This window comes from Bacillus sp. Bvel1 (genome assembly GCF_014872755.1).
Lineage (GTDB): Bacteria > Bacillota > Bacilli > Bacillales > Bacillaceae > Bacillus > Bacillus velezensis.
The window spans coordinates 19,874-37,703 of record NZ_JAAOBZ010000003.1 but is presented as its reverse complement, the minus strand read 5'-3'; the positions used below and the strand labels follow the sequence as shown (position 1 = coordinate 37,703).

The window sequence follows — 17,830 nt, the reverse complement described above, 5'->3', positions numbered from 1 at the left end:
ACTTATCCCTCCTTCTTTTCTGATACAACGATTGTAATGTGGCTCGTACGTTTGTTGATTTGGCTCGCACGTCCCATAGCACGCGGGCGGAATCTTTTTAACGTTGGGCCTTCGTCAACAAATGCCTGAGAAATAACCAGATTGTTAGCGTCCATCTCGTAGTTGTGCTCAGCATTTGCGATAGCAGATTTTAAAACTTTTTCGATGATCGGAGAAGCAGCTCTCGGAGTTAGGTTCAAGATAGATACTGCTTCGCCTACTTGCTTACCTCGAATCAGGTCCATTACTAGACGTGCTTTACGAGGAGCAATACGGACTGTTCTTGCAACAGCTTTAGCTTGCATTTAAAAGCCTCCTCTCTTAGCGTCTTGTTTTTTTATCGTCACTGGCGTGGCCTTTGTAAGTACGAGTCGGTGCGAATTCGCCCAACTTGTGGCCTACCATGTCTTCAGAAATGAATACAGGCACGTGTTTACGTCCGTCATATACTGCGATAGTGTGACCGATAAATTGTGGGAAAATAGTTGAACGGCGAGACCAAGTTTTTACAACTTGTTTCTTGTCCGTTTCATTTAATTTCTCGATTTTTGTCATCAAGTGTCCATCGACAAATGGTCCTTTTTTCAAGCTGCGAGCCATTTTGGAACCTCCCTTCGTGATTGCACTACGGTCCGAAATGAACCGTAGACAACCCCGTTATTTATTTTTACGACGACGTACGATAAATTTATCAGATTTGTTCTTTTTCTTACGTGTCTTGAATCCAAGAGTCGGTTTGCCCCAAGGAGACATTGGTGATTTACGTCCGATTGGCGCGCGACCTTCACCACCACCGTGCGGGTGATCGTTAGGGTTCATTACAGAACCGCGGACTGTAGGGCGGATGCCTTTCCAGCGAGAGCGTCCTGCTTTACCAACGTTGATAAGTTCGTGCTGCTCGTTACCTACTTGACCGATAGAAGCGCGGCAAGCAGAAAGGATCATGCGAACTTCACCAGAGTTAAGACGTACAAGAACGTATTTGCCTTCTTTACCAAGAACCTGAGCAGATGTACCAGCTGAACGTACAAGCTGTCCGCCTTTACCAGGTTTTAATTCAATGTTATGCACAACTGTACCAACAGGGATGTTGATAAGCGGAAGTGCGTTACCTACTTTGATGTCAGCTTCAGGGCCGGACATGATTTCAGTACCTACTTGAATTCCTTTTGGAGCAAGAATGTAACGTTTTTCTCCGTCTACATAATTGATTAGTGCAATGTTAGCTGAACGGTTTGGATCGTACTCAACTGTAGCAACGCGTCCAGGTATACCATCTTTATCGCGTTTGAAGTCGATAACACGGTATTGGCGTTTGTGTCCGCCACCTTGGTGACGTACAGTCAATTTACCTTGGTTGTTACGTCCGCCTTTTTTGTGAAGGGGCGCAAGCAAGGATTTTTCCGGCTGGTCAGTCGTGATTTCAGCAAAATCTGAAGTTGTCATGCCACGACGTCCGTTAGAGGTCGGTTTATACTTTTTAATCGCCATTTTGAATTTCCCTCCTTCTTTTTACAGATAATTAAGCTTCAAAAATTTCGATTTCTTTGCTGTCTGCAGTAAGTTTTACGATCGCTTTTCTGCGACGGCTAGTCATACCAGTATAGCGGCCGACACGTTTTGATTTCCCTTTGTAGTTCATGATGTTGACTTTGTCAACTTTCACTCCAAAGATACTTTCAACTGCATCTTTCACTTCTGTTTTATTAGCTCTTACATCAACTTCAAAAGTATATTTCTTTTCAGTCATTAAATCAGCAGAACGTTCAGTAATGACGGGGCGCTTAAGAACATCACGAGGATCTTTCATTATGCAAGCACCTCCTCTACTTTTTCAACCGCAGCTTTTGTAATCAGAAGCTTCTCGTGGTTGACAACGTCTAACACGTTGATTCCGTTAGCTTGAACAACTGTAACTCCAGGGATGTTGCGTGCAGAAAGAGATACTGCTTCGTTTGCATCCGCAGTTACGATTAAAGCTTTTTTCTCAACAGATAATCCTTTAAGGACAGCTGCCATTTCTTTTGTTTTAACCGTATCAAGAGTAAGATCTTCAAGAACAATAATGTTGTTGTCGTTCACTTTAGAAGACAATACTGATTTGATTGCCAAGCGGCGAACTTTTTTAGGTAATTTGTAAGAATAGCTGCGTGGTGTTGGGCCGAATACGACACCACCTCCGCGCCATTGTGGTGAACGGATTGAACCTTGACGGGCACGACCTGTACCTTTTTGACGCCATGGTTTGCGACCTCCGCCGCGTACTTCAGAACGATTTTTTACTTTGTGAGATCCTTGACGTAAGGAAGCTCTTTGCATAAGAATAGCGTCGAATACTACGCTCTCATTTGGCTCAATTCCAAATACAGAAGCGTTTAATTCGATATCACCAGCAGTAGAACCGTTTTGGTTGTATAATGCTACTTTTGGCATGATCAATTTCCTCCTTTCCTAAGAGACTTATTTAGATTTAACAGCACTTTTAACAGTGATTAAAGCTTTTCTCGCACCAGGTACGTTACCTTTAATCAAAAGAAGATTGCGCTCAGCATCTACTTTTACGACTTCAAGGTTTTGGACAGTGATTTGATCTCCGCCCATGCGTCCAGGTAATAGTTTACCTTTGAATACACGGTTAGGATCTACAGGTCCCATTGAACCAGGACGACGGTGGTAGCGTGAACCGTGAGACATAGGTCCGCGAGATTGTCCGTGGCGCTTGATTGCACCTTGGAAACCTTTACCTTTAGATACTCCTGTTACATCTACGATTTCTCCTGCAGAGAAAATTTCAACCTTGACTTCCTGACCAATTTCATACGCATCCATATCCACGCCGCGTAATTCTTTAACGAAGCGCTTAGGAGCAGTTTCCGCTTTTGCAACGTGTCCTTTTTCCGGTTTGTTTGAAAGCTTTTCGCGCTTATCGTCAAAACCAAGCTGGATCGCTTCATAGCCATCATTTTCAGCTGTTTTCTTTTGAAGAACAACGTTTGGAGCTGCTTCAATAACAGTTACCGGGATAAGATCACCGTTCTCTGCGAATACTTGCGTCATACCAATTTTTCTTCCTAAGATTCCTTTGGTCATTCGTCACACCTCCTATTAAGATCATTCTATATTTTAGAATTAAAGTTTGATTTCGATATCGACACCAGATGGTAAGTCTAATCGCATGAGAGCATCAACAGTTTGTGGTGTTGGGTTCACAATGTCGATTAAACGTTTATGTGTACGCATTTCAAATTGCTCACGAGAATCTTTGTATTTGTGCACCGCACGAAGGATTGTGTAAACTGATTTTTCAGTCGGCAACGGAATCGGACCAGATACGCTGGCACCAGAACGTTTTGCCGTTTCAACAATCTTCTCTGCAGATTGATCAAGGATTCTATGATCATATGCTTTTAAACGAATACGAATTTTTTGTTTTGCCATTATTTTCCCTCCTTTTCGCCTACATCACGTTAGACAGTTCTCCGTGAGAAAAACCTGATCACCTTGCCATGGCAAAGCGGCCGGGTGTGTCAGCAACCTCTCACTTCATCGCAGTCAAAGACCAACATACACTATTATACAGAAAATAGACGCATGTTGCAAGGTTTATTTAAAGAACCTTGTGGTTTTCACACTTTGATTATTATACAGGTGATACCATGATTAATCAAGGATATGACTGTTTTCTTTCAGAGATGGAACGATGCGAACCGGCTGACAACTTCGGCAAAGCGATCCGGTTCCTCCAAGTGAGGCGAATGGGCTGAGTTCTCAAACCAATGCCATTCTTTATATGGCGCATCAACCTTCTGATAATATTCATAAGACGTCGTCCCCGGAACCGTCAAATCGTATCTCCCTGACATAAAACAGCACGGTATTACAATAGAAGAAACTGATTCCCCTGCATCAAAGGAAATGAGATCCTCCCACAGGTGTTTCAGGCTGAACATTTGTCCCCGCGCGGCTAAGAAGCTCCCTCTCACACCGTACGGTTCACCAAACAGCATTCGCCCCCCTGCTTTAAGAGCGCCGATCGGATGATGGGTAAAGCCCCCTCCCCTCATCTCAATACAAAGCAGAAACAGCGTTCGCTGCAGCTGTTTCTCCCATGGAGGTGCTCCGATAAAGCTCAGCGTCTTGCCCAGCAGGATATGTTTGTGTTGCCTGCTCCATTCCATCATCAGCCGGTAGGCTTCCGTTTCTTCCTTTTGAATATTAACCACCTGACTGATACCGATATACGCATAATACAAATCAGGTTTCTCTTGAAGAACTTGAAGCGCCAAAACTGAACCCCACGAATAGCCGGCGATATATATTTTTCTCCTGCTGAATTGCTTGCATAAGCGTTCGGTCAGATGAATAGTATCGGCTGTCAGCTGATCCAAAGTCATAGATGAACCCGGAATTTCCTTTGAATAAGAGAGACCCGCCCCTCTCTGATCCCAGTTCACAACGGTGAAATGCTTTTCCAGCTCATTCTGGTATTTTCTCGCATAACCGATTTGAGGCGTGCCGGGACCGCCATGCAAAAACAAAAGCAGCGGACTACTCCTGTCATCACCATTAATCATAATGGTTTGTTCACTGCCATTAATCTGCAATTGCTGAAGCATTGAAATACGATTGGTTTTCTTGAAGTTATCGTTCATCGGTCTGCTCCTAAAATTTGTATACGTTCTATTATACATGGAATCAGCGGGGAAACAAAAAAACGAGGCCCCATAAGGGACCCCGCATTATTGAACGAGTCGATTACTCAGTGATTGTAGAAACAACGCCTGAACCAACTGTACGTCCGCCTTCACGAATAGAGAAACGAGTTCCTTCTTCGATAGCGATTGTAGAGATAAGTTCAACGATCATTTCAGTGTTATCTCCAGGCATAACCATTTCTACGCCTTCTGGAAGATTGATGATACCAGTTACGTCAGTTGTACGGAAGTAGAACTGAGGACGGTAGTTAGAGAAGAATGGAGTATGACGTCCACCCTCTTCTTTAGAAAGAACGTAAACTTCAGCTTTGAATTTGCTGTGTGGAGTGATTGTACCTGGTTTAGCAAGTACTTGTCCACGTTGGATATCTTCACGAGCTACACCGCGAAGAAGTGCACCGATGTTGTCTCCAGCTTCAGCGTAGTCAAGAAGCTTACGGAACATTTCAACACCTGTAACAGTTGTTTTGCTGTTTTCTTCTTGAAGACCGATGATTTCAACTTCGTCACCGACTTTAACTTGTCCGCGTTCTACACGGCCAGTAGCAACTGTACCACGACCAGTGATTGAGAATACGTCCTCAACTGGCATCATGAATGGTTTTTCAGTGTCGCGTTCTGGAGTTGGGATGTACTCATCAACTGCAGCCATAAGTTCAAGAATTTTTTCTTCGTACTCAGCATCGCCTTCAAGAGCTTTAAGAGCAGAACCTTTAACAACTGGTACATCATCACCAGGGAAGTCGTATTCGCTAAGAAGATCGCGAACTTCCATTTCAACAAGCTCAAGAAGCTCTTCGTCGTCTACCATGTCGCATTTGTTAAGGAATACTACGATGTATGGTACACCAACGTTTTTAGAAAGAAGGATGTGCTCACGAGTTTGTGGCATTGGGCCATCAGCAGCAGATACTACAAGGATAGCTCCGTCCATTTGCGCAGCACCAGTGATCATGTTTTTAACATAGTCAGCGTGTCCTGGGCAGTCAACGTGTGCATAGTGACGAGTGTCAGTTTCGTACTCAACGTGTGCAGTAGAGATTGTGATACCGCGCTCACGTTCTTCTGGAGCACCATCAATTTGATCGTACGCCATAGCTGTACCTTTACCAGATTTCTTATGAAGTACTGTTGAGATAGCAGCAGTTAATGTTGTTTTACCATGGTCAACGTGTCCAATTGTACCGATATTGGCATGTGATTTGGAACGGTCGAATTTTTCTTTAGCCATTCTAAAATCCTCCTTAAGAGCTTTTAATTAGTAATGTATAGAGTGATAGAAAGTGAAAGCAAGCTCTCACTTCCTCATCTTACAATAGTAGTTATACTTGAGTTAAGTGGCAAAATCAATTATTCGCCTTTATTTTTTTTGATAATTTCTTCAGCGATGCTCTTCGGCACTTCTTCGTAGTGATCCATGAACATTGTGAACGTACCGCGTCCTTGCGTGTTAGAACGAAGGGCAGTAGCGTAACCGAACATTTCAGCAAGAGGTACCATCGCACGCACAACTTGAGCGTTACCGCGAGCTTCCATACCTTCTACGCGTCCGCGACGAGAGGTAACATCACCCATGATGTCCCCCATGTATTCTTCAGGAATAACAACTTCAACTTTCATGATTGGTTCAAGAAGAACTGGGTTACATTTGCTGACTGCATTTTTCAATGCCATAGAAGCAGCGACTTTAAACGCCATTTCGTTTGAGTCAACATCATGGTAAGATCCATCAAAAAGTTTCGCCTTGATGTCGATTAGCGGGAATCCGGCTAGGACACCATTTTCAAGAGAGTCTTCAAGACCTGCTTGTACGGCTGGGATGTATTCACGAGGAACAACACCACCGACGATTGCGTTTTCGAATTCAAAGCCAGCGCCTTCTTCGTTCGGTTCAAATTCGATCCAAACGTGACCGAACTGACCGCGTCCGCCTGATTGACGTACGAATTTACCTTCAACTTTTGCACCGGTACGGAATGTCTCACGGTACGCAACTTGAGGAGCACCAACGTTAGCTTCAACTTTGAACTCACGCTTCATACGATCAACAATGATATCAAGGTGAAGCTCACCCATACCAGAGATGATTGTTTGACCCGTTTCAGGGTTAGTTTGTGTACGGAATGTAGGATCTTCTTCAGCAAGTTTCGCTAAAGCGATACCCATTTTATCTTGGTCAGCTTTTGATTTAGGCTCAATCGCTACGTCGATAACAGGCTCTGGGAATTCCATTGATTCAAGGATTACAAGATCCTTTTCATCACATAGAGTATCTCCAGTAGAAGTATCTTTCAGACCTACAGCAGCTGCGATGTCTCCAGCGTAAACAGTAGAGATCTCTTCACGGCTGTTAGCGTGCATTTGAAGGATACGTCCTACGCGCTCACGCTTGCCTTTTGTAGAGTTCTTTACATATGAACCGGAATCAAGTGTACCGGAATATACGCGGAAGAATGTCAGCTTACCGACATAAGGGTCAGTCATAACTTTAAATGCAAGTGCAGAGAACGGCTCTTCATCAGAAGAATGACGAACGATCTCTTCATCTGTATCAGGACGTACACCTTTGATTGCAGCAACATCAGTTGGCGCAGGAAGGTAGTCAAGAACAGCATCAAGTACAAGCTGAACACCTTTGTTTTTGAAAGCAGAACCAACAAGTACAGGGTAGAATTCAACATTCAGTGTACCTTTACGGATAGCAGCTTTCAGTTCAGGGATAGTGATTTCTTCACCTTCAAGGTACTTTTCCATAAGCTCTTCATCAAGCTCAGCTACAGCTTCAATCAGGCTGCTGCGAAGCTCTTCAGCTTGCTCTTTGTACTCTTCAGGGATTTCTTTCGCATCTGAACGAGTTCCAAGGTCATCTTCGTAGAAATACGCAACGTTTTCTACTAAGTCGATGATACCTTCGAAGTTGTCTTCAGCGCCGATCGGCAATTGAATTGCGTGAGCATTAGCTTGAAGACGGTCTCTTAAAGTGCCTACAGAGTAAAGGAAGTCTGCGCCGATTTTGTCCATTTTGTTGACAAATACAACGCGCGGTACTCCGTAAGTTGTTGCTTGGCGCCATACTGTTTCTGTCTGAGGCTCAACACCTGATTGAGCATCAAGTACGGCAACCGCACCATCAAGTACACGGAGTGAACGTTCAACTTCAACTGTGAAGTCTACGTGTCCCGGTGTATCGATGATGTTTACACGGTAACCTTTCCACTGTGCAGTCGTTGCTGCAGAAGTGATTGTGATACCGCGTTCTTGTTCCTGCTCCATCCAGTCCATTTGCGAAGCACCTTCGTGAGTTTCGCCAATTTTGTGGATACGGCCTGTGTAGAACAAGATCCGTTCTGTAGTAGTCGTTTTACCGGCATCGATGTGAGCCATGATCCCGATATTACGAGTTTTTTCTAAGGAGAACTCTCTTGCCATTGGGTAATTTCTCCTTCCTTATTAGGGAATTATTATTTTGATTATATAAATCCTACCAGCGGTAGTGAGCAAACGCTTTGTTCGCTTCTGCCATCTTGTGAGTGTCTTCACGTTTCTTAACGGCAGCACCAGTGTTGTTAGCTGCATCAAGAATTTCGTTAGCCAGGCGCTCTTCCATTGTTTTTTCTCCGCGAAGACGCGCATAGTTAACTAACCAGCGAAGACCAAGAGTTGTACGGCGTTCAGGACGAACTTCTACAGGCACTTGGTAGTTAGCTCCACCTACACGGCGTGCTTTTACTTCAAGTACAGGCATGATGTTTTTCAATGCTTGTTCGAAAACCTCCATTGCATCATTGCCAGTGCGTTCTTTAATGATATCGAATGACTTGTATAGGATTGTTTGAGATTTACCTTTTTTACCGTCGATCATCATTTTGTTGATCAGGCGGGATACCAGCTTAGAGTTGTAAAGCGGATCAGGTAAAACATCTCTTTTTGCTACAGGACCTTTACGTGGCATCTGAATATCCTCCCTTCATAGTTTTAATGATTTATTATTATTACTTTGCTTTAGGACGTTTCGTACCGTATTTAGAACGGCCTTGCGCACGGTTTTCAACTCCGGCAGTGTCAAGCGCGCCACGAACGATGTGGTAGCGTACCCCCGGTAAGTCTTTTACACGTCCGCCGCGGATCAGTACAACGCTGTGCTCTTGCAGGTTGTGACCGATACCAGGAATGTAGGCAGTAACCTCGATTCCGTTAGTCAAACGAACACGAGCATATTTACGAAGTGCTGAGTTCGGTTTTTTCGGTGTCATTGTACCCACACGAGTACATACCCCGCGTTTTTGTGGAGAAGATACGTTAGTGTGCTCTTTTTTAAAGCTGTTGTATCCTTTGTTTAGTGCAGGTGACTTAGAGTTTTCAACTTTGCTCACGCGTCCCTTGCGAATTAGCTGATTAATTGTAGGCATGTTGTGTTCCTCCCTTCATTACGTTTTATAACCCACATACCCAGGTGGTTCATCATTAGGCAAAAAACAATGTCTTTACATAAGATTGATATCTTATATAAAAACAAAAAGTACGCTATAACATAATGGCAACAGCTGCTGCTCCCACTTCAATTCCGCAGGCTTTGCCGAGCTTTTTCATGGAATCCACCATACAGACAGCGGTATTTTGGTTCTTTGCAAGCTGGATAACGCCAGCCGTAAGAACTGAATCCGCGTCTTTTGCCACGACGACTTCCTTCACTGAACCTCGTTTTAGAGCTTTCACTGTTTGCTTCGTACCAATAATAATTGATTTGGCCTGTGATACTTTATCATAAGACATAAACATATCCTCCAAAGTAACAGGTTTTATTTCGAGCACCTTGGTTATATTATCACTCTGCGGGACGGATGTCAACAACGTATGACATTTTTTAGTGCAGTCCCCCGCCAGAATAATTGTAATACTGAGGAAAAGCTGTCGAAACAGCCTTTCCTGCAGCAGTTTCTGTTATTCAGCCGGAACCATATCTTCCGAAGGCTGAACGTTTGAAACAGGTTTTACTTTTCTGTAATTCATCATACCTGTACCGGCCGGAACCAGTTTACCGATGATAACATTCTCTTTCAGGCCGAGAAGTTCATCACGCTTGCCTTTAATCGCAGCATCTGTAAGAACGCGTGTTGTTTCCTGGAATGATGCGGCAGACAAGAATGAATCCGTCTCGAGTGAAGCTTTCGTGATACCGAGAAGGACAGGACGGCCTGTAGCAGGTCGATTGCCTTCAAGCAGCACTTTTTTGTTCGCTTCTGTAAATTGGTGAATATCAAGCAATGTGCCAGGGAGAACATCAGTATCTCCGGCATCGATTACACGGACTTTGCGAAGCATCTGGCGAACCATTACTTCTACGTGTTTATCGCCGATTTCAACCCCCTGCATACGGTAAACCTTCTGAACCTCATGCAGAAGATATTCCTGAACCGTTGTCAGGTCAGTGACTTTAAGAAGTTCTTTCGGATCGATTGAACCTTCCGTCAGCACTTGACCGCGGGTAATCTGATCACCCTCAGTCACTTTCAGGCGTGAGTTGTAAGGTGCCGTGTATGAACGGGTCTCAACAGCGCCCTGAACAACAATCTCCTGCTGTTTGTCGCGGACTTCATTGATTTCGGCAATTGTACCGTCAATCTCAGAAATCGTCGCTTGACCTTTCGGATTACGCGCTTCGAAAAGCTCTTGGATACGCGGAAGACCTTGTGTGATATCGTCTCCGGCAACCCCGCCTGTGTGGAACGTACGCATCGTTAACTGTGTTCCAGGCTCACCGATAGATTGAGCGGCGATAATACCTACTGCTTCGCCGACTTCAACATCAGTTCCGGTTGCAAGGTTTCGTCCGTAGCATCGTTTACATACACCATGAGGAGTGTTACATGTGAACGCAGAACGGATCCACACTTCTTCAATTCCGGCTTCAACGATTTCCAGCGCTTTATCTTCATCGATCAATTCATTTTCGTTAATGAGCACAGCACCCGTTTCAGGATGTTTGATCTGTTTTCTGGCGAAACGTCCGATCAGACGCTCTTCCAGACGCTCGATGATTTCCGTGCCTTCTTTGAGCGGTTTTGCAAGAATACCGCGGTCTGTTCCGCAATCTGTTTCACGAATGATAACATCCTGCGCAACATCAACAAGACGGCGTGTAAGGTAACCTGAGTCAGCTGTTTTCAGGGCGGTATCGGCAAGACCTTTACGCGCACCGTGAGTGGAGATAAAGTACTCCAATACTGTCAGACCTTCACGGAAACTTGATTTAATCGGCAATTCAATGATTCGTCCAGCCGGGTTGGCCATCAGACCGCGCATACCCGCAAGCTGTGTAAAGTTAGATGCGTTACCACGGGCTCCTGAATCACTCATCATGTAGATCGGGTTGACTTCGTCTAATGATTTCATCAGTTTGCCTTGGATAACATCTTTCGCTGAACTCCAAATTGAAATGACTCTTTCATAACGTTCTTCTTCGGTGATTAAACCGCGTCTGAACTGTTTCAGAACATTATCCACTTTGCTTTGTGCTTCTTCAAGGATTTCCTGTTTATCATCGAGAACGACGATATCAGAAACCCCTACTGTGATGCCGGCTTTCGTTGAATATCTGAAACCAAGGTTTTTCATGCGGTCAAGCATTTTAGACGTTTCCGTGATATGGAATCGTTTAAAGATTTCCGCGATGATTTTACCCAAAATACCTTTTTTAAACGGTGCGTTGATCGGCTGCTCAGCAATCACAGCTTTTACGTCAGCACCTTTATCTAAGAAGAAACGGTCAGGTGTCTTCTCTTCAATGTTGCTCTTCGTTGGTTCATTCATGTAAGGGAATGATTCCGGAAGAATTTCATTGAAGACGAGCTTACCGACAGTTGTAATTAACAATTTTGAACGCTGTTCTTCAGTAAATGTCACATTCTTAAGGGAGTTCGCTGCAACAGCTACTCTCGTATGAAGGTGAACATAACCGTTTTGATAAGCAAGAAGCGCTTCGTCCGTATTTTTGAAAACCATACCCTCGCCGACTGCTCCGGCGCGCTCAAGCGTCAGGTAGTAGTTTCCTAATACCATATCCTGAGACGGCGTAACAACCGGTTTACCATCTTTAGGGTTCAAGATGTTTTGGGCCGCAAGCATCAGAATGCGCGCCTCAGCTTGAGCCTCAGCTGATAAAGGTACGTGAACCGCCATTTGGTCACCGTCAAAGTCAGCGTTATAAGCTGTACATACTAACGGGTGAAGACGGATGGCGCGTCCTTCAACAAGCGTCGGTTCGAAAGCCTGGATACCTAATCTGTGAAGAGTAGGGGCACGATTCAGTAAGACCGGATGCTCCTTAATGACAGATTCAAGTACATCCCATACTTCAGGCTGCACGCGTTCGATTTTGCGTTTTGCGCTCTTGATATTGTGAGCAAGGCCTTTTTCAACAAGCTCTTTCATGACGAAAGGCTTGAAGAGCTCAAGCGCCATTTCCTTCGGCAAACCGCACTGATACATTTTCAGATGCGGGCCTACGACGATAACGGAACGGCCTGAGTAGTCTACACGTTTACCGAGAAGGTTCTGACGGAAACGCCCTTGTTTCCCTTTCAGCATGTGAGAAAGAGATTTAAGCGGACGGTTACCCGGTCCGGTAACCGGACGGCCGCGGCGTCCGTTGTCAATCAGAGCGTCGACTGCTTCCTGAAGCATACGTTTTTCGTTCTGAACGATGATGCTTGGCGCGCCGAGGTCTAACAGACGTTTTAAACGGTTATTACGGTTGATGACACGACGGTAAAGGTCGTTCAGGTCAGACGTTGCGAAACGTCCGCCGTCAAGCTGAACCATCGGTCTTAATTCAGGCGGAATAACCGGAAGCACGTCGAGAATCATCCAAGACGGCTTGTTTCCTGAATTACGGAAGGCTTCAAGCACTTCAAGGCGTTTGATCGCACGTGTACGGCGCTGTCCTTGAGAAGTCTTCAGCTCTTCTTTTAACATATCAACTTCTTTGACAAGGTCGATGTCCTGCAGAAGTTTATTAATGGCTTCCGCACCCATAGAGGCTTGGAATTTGTTACCGTACTTATCCAGATACGCACGGTATTCCTTTTCAGATAAAAGCTGTTTCTTTTCGAGCGGTGTATTGGCCGGGTCAGTTACGACGTAAGAAGCAAAGTAAATAACTTCTTCCAGCGCACGCGGTGACATATCCAATACAAGACCCATACGGCTCGGAATACCTTTGAAATACCAAATGTGAGAAACCGGGGCAGCCAGTTCAATATGCCCCATTCTCTCACGACGGACTTTAGCCCGCGTTACTTCAACTCCGCAACGGTCACAAACTACGCCTTTATAACGAACCCGCTTGTACTTGCCGCAATGACATTCCCAGTCCTTAGTCGGTCCGAAAATGCGTTCGCAGAACAGGCCGTCCTTTTCAGGTTTCAACGTACGATAGTTTATCGTTTCAGGCTTTTTCACTTCACCAAAAGACCATGAACGGATTTTATCCGGTGAAGCAAGACCGATGTTCATATACTCAAAATTGTTCACATCTAGCAAGGGGCCTACCTCCCTTTTTATCTTCGGATTAACCGATGTCACTTGCCTTTATCAATCAGAGACTATTCTTTCGTTACTGCGTCACGTTCAACGTCTGGAGATGCTGTTTCTTCCGGCGCTTCATCACCTGATAATGCAAGGCCGTCAGCCTGTTTCGCATCTTCCTCGTCTTCTAGATCTCTCATTTCTATTTCTTCTTCATCGCCTGAGAGGATTTTCACGTCCATACCTAAGCTTTGAAGCTCTTTGATCAATACTTTGAATGATTCCGGAACACCAGGCTCTGGAACATTGTCGCCTTTGACGATGGCTTCATATGTTTTCACACGTCCGACCACGTCATCGGACTTCACAGTCAGGATTTCTTGAAGCGTGTAAGCTGCGCCGTAAGCTTCAAGCGCCCAAACCTCCATCTCACCGAAACGCTGTCCGCCGAATTGGGCTTTACCGCCGAGAGGCTGCTGCGTAACAAGTGAGTAAGGACCTGTAGAACGGGCATGAAGTTTATCGTCAACCATGTGAGCCAGTTTGATCATGTACATGATTCCGACTGATACACGGTTGTCGAACGGTTCTCCCGTACGGCCGTCATAAAGAACTGTTTTAGCGTCTCTTGACATGCCTGCTTCTTCAAGTGTTTCCCACACATCTTCTTCACGCGCGCCGTCAAATACAGGTGACGCGATGTGAATGCCGAGGTAGCGGGCAGCCATACCCATGTGAAGTTCTAATACCTGACCGATATTCATACGTGATGGTACACCCAGCGGGTTAAGCATGATATCGATCGGCGTGCCGTCAGGAAGGTAAGGCATATCTTCTTCAGGAAGAATCTTCGAGATAACCCCTTTATTTCCGTGACGTCCGGCCATTTTATCACCTTCAGAAATCTTACGTTTCTGAACGATATATACGCGTACAAGCTGGTTCACTCCCGGAGGAAGTTCGTCGCCGTCTTCACGGTTGAAGACTTTTACGTCGTGGATAATTCCGCCGCCGCCGTGAGGCACACGGAGAGATGTATCACGGACTTCACGCGCTTTTTCTCCAAAGATCGCATGAAGAAGGCGTTCTTCAGCCGTAAGCTCAGTTACACCTTTAGGCGTTACTTTACCTACGAGAAGGTCTCCGTCGTTGACTTCCGCACCGATACGGATAATTCCGCGGTCATCAAGGTTGCGAAGCGCGTCTTCCCCTACGTTTGGAATATCGCGGGTGATCTCTTCCGGTCCAAGCTTTGTATCACGTGCTTCTGATTCATATTCTTCAATGTGAATAGATGTGTATACATCATCTTTCACAAGGCGTTCACTCATGATGATGGCATCCTCATAGTTGTAACCGTCCCATGTCATGAAGCCGACCATTACGTTGCGGCCGAGAGCAAGTTCACCAAGCTCCATTGAAGGTCCGTCAGCAAGGATTTCTCCTTTGACTACTTCATCGCCGACACTTACAATCGGACGCTGGTTGTAGCACGTACCTTGGTTGGAGCGGACAAATTTCAGCAAGCTGTACTTATCCAGGTTGCCTTTTACTTTTTGGCCGTCAATTTCTTCATAGCGGCGCACCCATACGTTTTTCGCTTCCACCCGTTCTACGATACCAGGGTGTTTACAAATAACGGCTGCACCGGAGTCTTTACCGGATACGTATTCCATACCCGTTCCGACGATCGGAGCTTCCGGCTGCATCAAAGGCACAGCCTGACGCTGCATGTTCGCTCCCATGAGGGCGCGGTTCGAGTCATCGTTTTCCAAGAACGGAATACATGCTGTCGCAGCAGAAACAACCTGTTTAGGAGATACGTCCATGTAATCCACGCGGTTGCGGGCTACAACGGTGTTTTCCCCTCTGAAACGCGCTACGATGCTGTCATCCAAGAAAGAACCGTCATCGCTCAGCTTAGCATTCGCTTGGGCTACGACATAGTTATCCTCTTCATCAGCAGTCAGGTAGTCGATTCTAGGCGTTACTTTTCCTGTTTCAGGATCAACGCGGCGGTATGGCGTCTCAATGAAACCAAAGCGGTTTACTTTCGCAAATGATGACAATGAGTTGATCAAACCGATGTTCGGGCCCTCAGGCGTTTCAATCGGACACATACGGCCGTAGTGAGAGTAGTGAACGTCACGTACTTCCATACCTGCGCGCTCACGCGTCAAACCGCCCGGTCCGAGAGCTGACAGACGGCGTTTGTGCGTCAATTCAGCAAGCGGGTTCGTCTGATCCATGAATTGAGAAAGCTGTGAGCTTCCGAAGAACTCTTTAATAGACGCAATAACAGGTCTGATGTTAATCAGCTGCTGCGGCGTAATTGTATTCGTGTCTTGAATAGACATTCTTTCACGTACGACACGTTCCATCCGGCTTAAACCGATACGGAATTGGTTTTGCAGGAGCTCACCTACAGAACGCAGACGGCGGTTTCCGAGATGGTCGATATCATCAGTGTCGCCCACTCCGTGCAGGAGGTTGAAGAAGTAGCTGATAGAAGAAATAATATCAGCAGGCGTAATGTTTTTAATCGCCTCTTCGATGTAAGCATTGCCGATCACATTGATCGTCTGCTCTCCTTCTGCATCAGTAGGAGCATAGATTTTAATGGATTGAAGCATCACTTCATCCTCGACAACGCCGCCGTTAGGATAAAGTTTTCTGAAGCCGATTCCATTTTCTAAGTATGGCAATACTTTATCAAGTGTTCTTCTGTCAAGAATCTGCCCTTTTTCAGCGAGAATTTCACCGGTTTCCGGATCCACCAGTGTTTCTGCAAGGCGCTGGTTAAACAGGCGGTTCTTGATATGAAGCTTTTTATTAATTTTATAGCGTCCTACATTCGCAAGGTCGTATCGCTTCGGATCGAAGAAACGGGAATCCAGCAAGCTTTTTGCGTTTTCTACTGTAGGCGGCTCTCCGGGACGAAGGCGCTCATAGATTTCAAGAAGCGCTTTGTCACTGTTTTCGGTGTTGTCCTTATCCAGTGTATTGCGGAGATATTCGTTCTCACCAATGAGATCGAGAATCTCTTGGTCGGAACCGAAGCCGAGAGCACGCAAAAGAACCGTAACCGGCAACTTACGTGTGCGATCAATGCGGACATACACAACATCTTTCGCATCAGTTTCGTATTCTAACCATGCGCCACGGTTTGGAATGACAGTCGCGGTAAAACCTTTTTTACCGTTTTTGTCTACTTTACCACTGAAATATACACTTGGAGACCGAACAAGCTGAGATACGATAACACGTTCTGCACCGTTGATGATAAAAGTACCGGTATCTGTCATAATAGGGAAATCACCCATGAAGACATCCTGGTCTTTTACCTCTCCAGTTTCTTTGTTAATTAAACGAACCTTCACTCTTAGCGGAGCTGAGTAAGTCACATCACGTTCTTTTGACTCTTCAACGGGATACTTAGGATCTCCTAAACTGTAGTCAATGAACTCTAGAGAGAGGTTACCAGTGAAATCCTCAATTGGTGATATGTCTTGAAACATCTCTCTAAGACCCTCATCAAGAAACCACTGATAAGAAGAGGTTTGAATTTCAATGAGATTTGGTAATTCTAACACTTCGCTAATGCGAGCATAGCTTCTGCGCTGGCGGTGTCGTCCATACTGAACTAGTTGACCTGTCAACTGATTCACCCCTCAAATCATGCGTATTATATGTGTAATAAGCATCTCTTACGATAAAGAAATACTTTTACAAGACAAAAGAAAAAAGGGTTTCTAATTAAGAAAACCACATCCAAAAACAAATACCGATTTTATTAGCATTTCCATGTTTGTATAATTTATACATGCACTATGATTATTTGAGCATATCATGCAAAATATATACATTGGCATTTTACAATATTAACATAGCTGAAAATTCAAGTCAAACTTTTTTTGCTTTTATGATATAATAGCCTTTCTTTTTTTGAACCACAGAAACTTCGTCAAAAAGCTCCTTCAGTTTTTCAATGGCAGAAGGCCCGCCCTGTTTTTTCTGTATAACGATCCACAATTCACCTGAAGCCCTTAAATGCTCAGCGCTTTTTTCAAAAATGGCATGGACAACTTTTTTTCCGGCGCGGATTGGGGGGTTTGTAATAATAGAAGCAAATGTTTGAGCAGAATCAATATTTGAAAATAAATCACTCTGATAAATCCGAACGTTTTTTATTCCGTTTTTTTCTGCATTTTCATTTGACAGCTCTACGGCTCTTTCATTCACGTCAATCATGTGCACGGTCCGGTCTGTAAATGCACCGGCGAGCGACAGACCGATCGGGCCGTAACCGCAGCCTGCATCCAGGAAGTCACCATCGATCTCCGGCTCTTCAAACGCTTCAATTAAGACACGCGAACCGAAATCAACTTCCTTTTTCGAGAAAACGCCGCTGTCACTTGTGAATGTATAAGATCTGTTCCGCAGTGTAAATGACCATGTCTGTTTATCGCTTTTAACTGAAGGTTTTTCTGAATAATAGTGTTCACTCATTATTAGAACCTCCTTTTTTAATTGCACTTAAAGAAAAGCAA

Annotated in this window: 16 protein-coding genes; all 16 read right to left on the bottom strand. The window is 44.9% G+C overall.

From position 1 onward, the window contains the following. Window positions 1-2: 2 nt before the first annotated feature. Window positions 3-344 (bottom strand): 50S ribosomal protein L22, encoded by a 342-nt coding sequence (rplV, locus tag HAP68_RS00620; protein ID WP_003156475.1) that lies wholly within the window; start codon window positions 342-344, stop codon window positions 3-5. 16 nt (window positions 345-360) lie between these two features. Next, a complete protein-coding gene (gene rpsS, locus HAP68_RS00615; protein WP_003156472.1) occupies window positions 361-639 on the bottom strand; it encodes a 30S ribosomal protein S19 in 279 nt (92 codons plus the stop codon). Between the two features lie 57 nt (window positions 640-696). Beyond that, on the bottom strand, window positions 697-1,530 hold the full coding sequence (gene rplB, locus HAP68_RS00610) for a 50S ribosomal protein L2 (RefSeq protein ID WP_003156470.1): 834 nt from the start codon (window positions 1,528-1,530) through the stop codon (window positions 697-699). Between the two features lie 31 nt (window positions 1,531-1,561). Then, complete coding sequence (gene rplW, locus HAP68_RS00605; protein WP_003156467.1) at window positions 1,562-1,849, bottom strand: 50S ribosomal protein L23; 288 nt, start codon at window positions 1,847-1,849, stop codon at window positions 1,562-1,564. Further along, window positions 1,849-2,472, bottom strand: coding sequence for a 50S ribosomal protein L4 (gene rplD / locus HAP68_RS00600; RefSeq protein ID WP_003156466.1), 624 nt, complete (start codon window positions 2,470-2,472; stop codon window positions 1,849-1,851). The genes rplW and rplD overlap by 1 nt, the downstream gene beginning before the upstream one ends. Window positions 2,473-2,499: 27 nt before the next feature. Further along, window positions 2,500-3,129 carry a 50S ribosomal protein L3 gene (gene rplC / locus HAP68_RS00595; RefSeq protein WP_003156465.1) on the bottom strand — a complete coding sequence of 210 codons (630 nt, stop codon included), beginning with the start codon at window positions 3,127-3,129 and terminating at the stop codon, window positions 2,500-2,502. A 39-nt stretch (window positions 3,130-3,168) separates the two neighbouring features. Further along, window positions 3,169-3,477, bottom strand: a complete 309-nt coding sequence (gene rpsJ, locus HAP68_RS00590) for a 30S ribosomal protein S10 (RefSeq protein WP_003156464.1) — start codon at window positions 3,475-3,477, stop codon at window positions 3,169-3,171. A gap of 248 nt (window positions 3,478-3,725) precedes the next feature. Next, window positions 3,726-4,691, bottom strand: coding sequence for an alpha/beta fold hydrolase (locus HAP68_RS00585; protein WP_024084801.1), 966 nt, complete (start codon window positions 4,689-4,691; stop codon window positions 3,726-3,728). Between the two features lie 103 nt (window positions 4,692-4,794). Next, window positions 4,795-5,985: an elongation factor Tu gene (tuf, locus tag HAP68_RS00580; RefSeq protein WP_003156451.1), complete on the bottom strand. Its 1,191-nt coding sequence runs from the start codon at window positions 5,983-5,985 to the stop codon at window positions 4,795-4,797. A 119-nt stretch (window positions 5,986-6,104) separates the two neighbouring features. Then, window positions 6,105-8,183, bottom strand: a complete 2,079-nt coding sequence (fusA, locus tag HAP68_RS00575; protein WP_007410399.1) for an elongation factor G — start codon at window positions 8,181-8,183, stop codon at window positions 6,105-6,107. 52 nt (window positions 8,184-8,235) lie between these two features. Continuing rightward, window positions 8,236-8,706, bottom strand: a complete 471-nt coding sequence (gene rpsG / locus HAP68_RS00570) for a 30S ribosomal protein S7 (RefSeq protein WP_003156447.1) — start codon at window positions 8,704-8,706, stop codon at window positions 8,236-8,238. Window positions 8,707-8,746: 40 nt separating this feature from the next. Beyond that, a complete protein-coding gene (rpsL, locus tag HAP68_RS00565) occupies window positions 8,747-9,163 on the bottom strand; it encodes a 30S ribosomal protein S12 (protein ID WP_003156445.1) in 417 nt (138 codons plus the stop codon). 115 nt (window positions 9,164-9,278) lie between these two features. Then, the gene (locus HAP68_RS00560) at window positions 9,279-9,527 is read right to left on the bottom strand and encodes a 50S ribosomal protein L7ae-like protein (RefSeq protein WP_003156443.1); all 249 of its coding nucleotides are present in this window, start codon (window positions 9,525-9,527) and stop codon (window positions 9,279-9,281) included. A gap of 168 nt (window positions 9,528-9,695) precedes the next feature. Beyond that, window positions 9,696-13,295 (bottom strand): DNA-directed RNA polymerase subunit beta', encoded by a 3,600-nt coding sequence (gene rpoC, locus HAP68_RS00555; RefSeq protein ID WP_003156441.1) that lies wholly within the window; start codon window positions 13,293-13,295, stop codon window positions 9,696-9,698. 62 nt (window positions 13,296-13,357) lie between these two features. Then, window positions 13,358-16,939, bottom strand: coding sequence for a DNA-directed RNA polymerase subunit beta (gene rpoB, locus HAP68_RS00550; protein ID WP_003156440.1), 3,582 nt, complete (start codon window positions 16,937-16,939; stop codon window positions 13,358-13,360). 244 nt (window positions 16,940-17,183) lie between these two features. Beyond that, window positions 17,184-17,789 carry a class I SAM-dependent methyltransferase gene (locus tag HAP68_RS00545; protein ID WP_015388780.1) on the bottom strand — a complete coding sequence of 202 codons (606 nt, stop codon included), beginning with the start codon at window positions 17,787-17,789 and terminating at the stop codon, window positions 17,184-17,186. Window positions 17,790-17,830 lie beyond the last annotated feature (41 nt).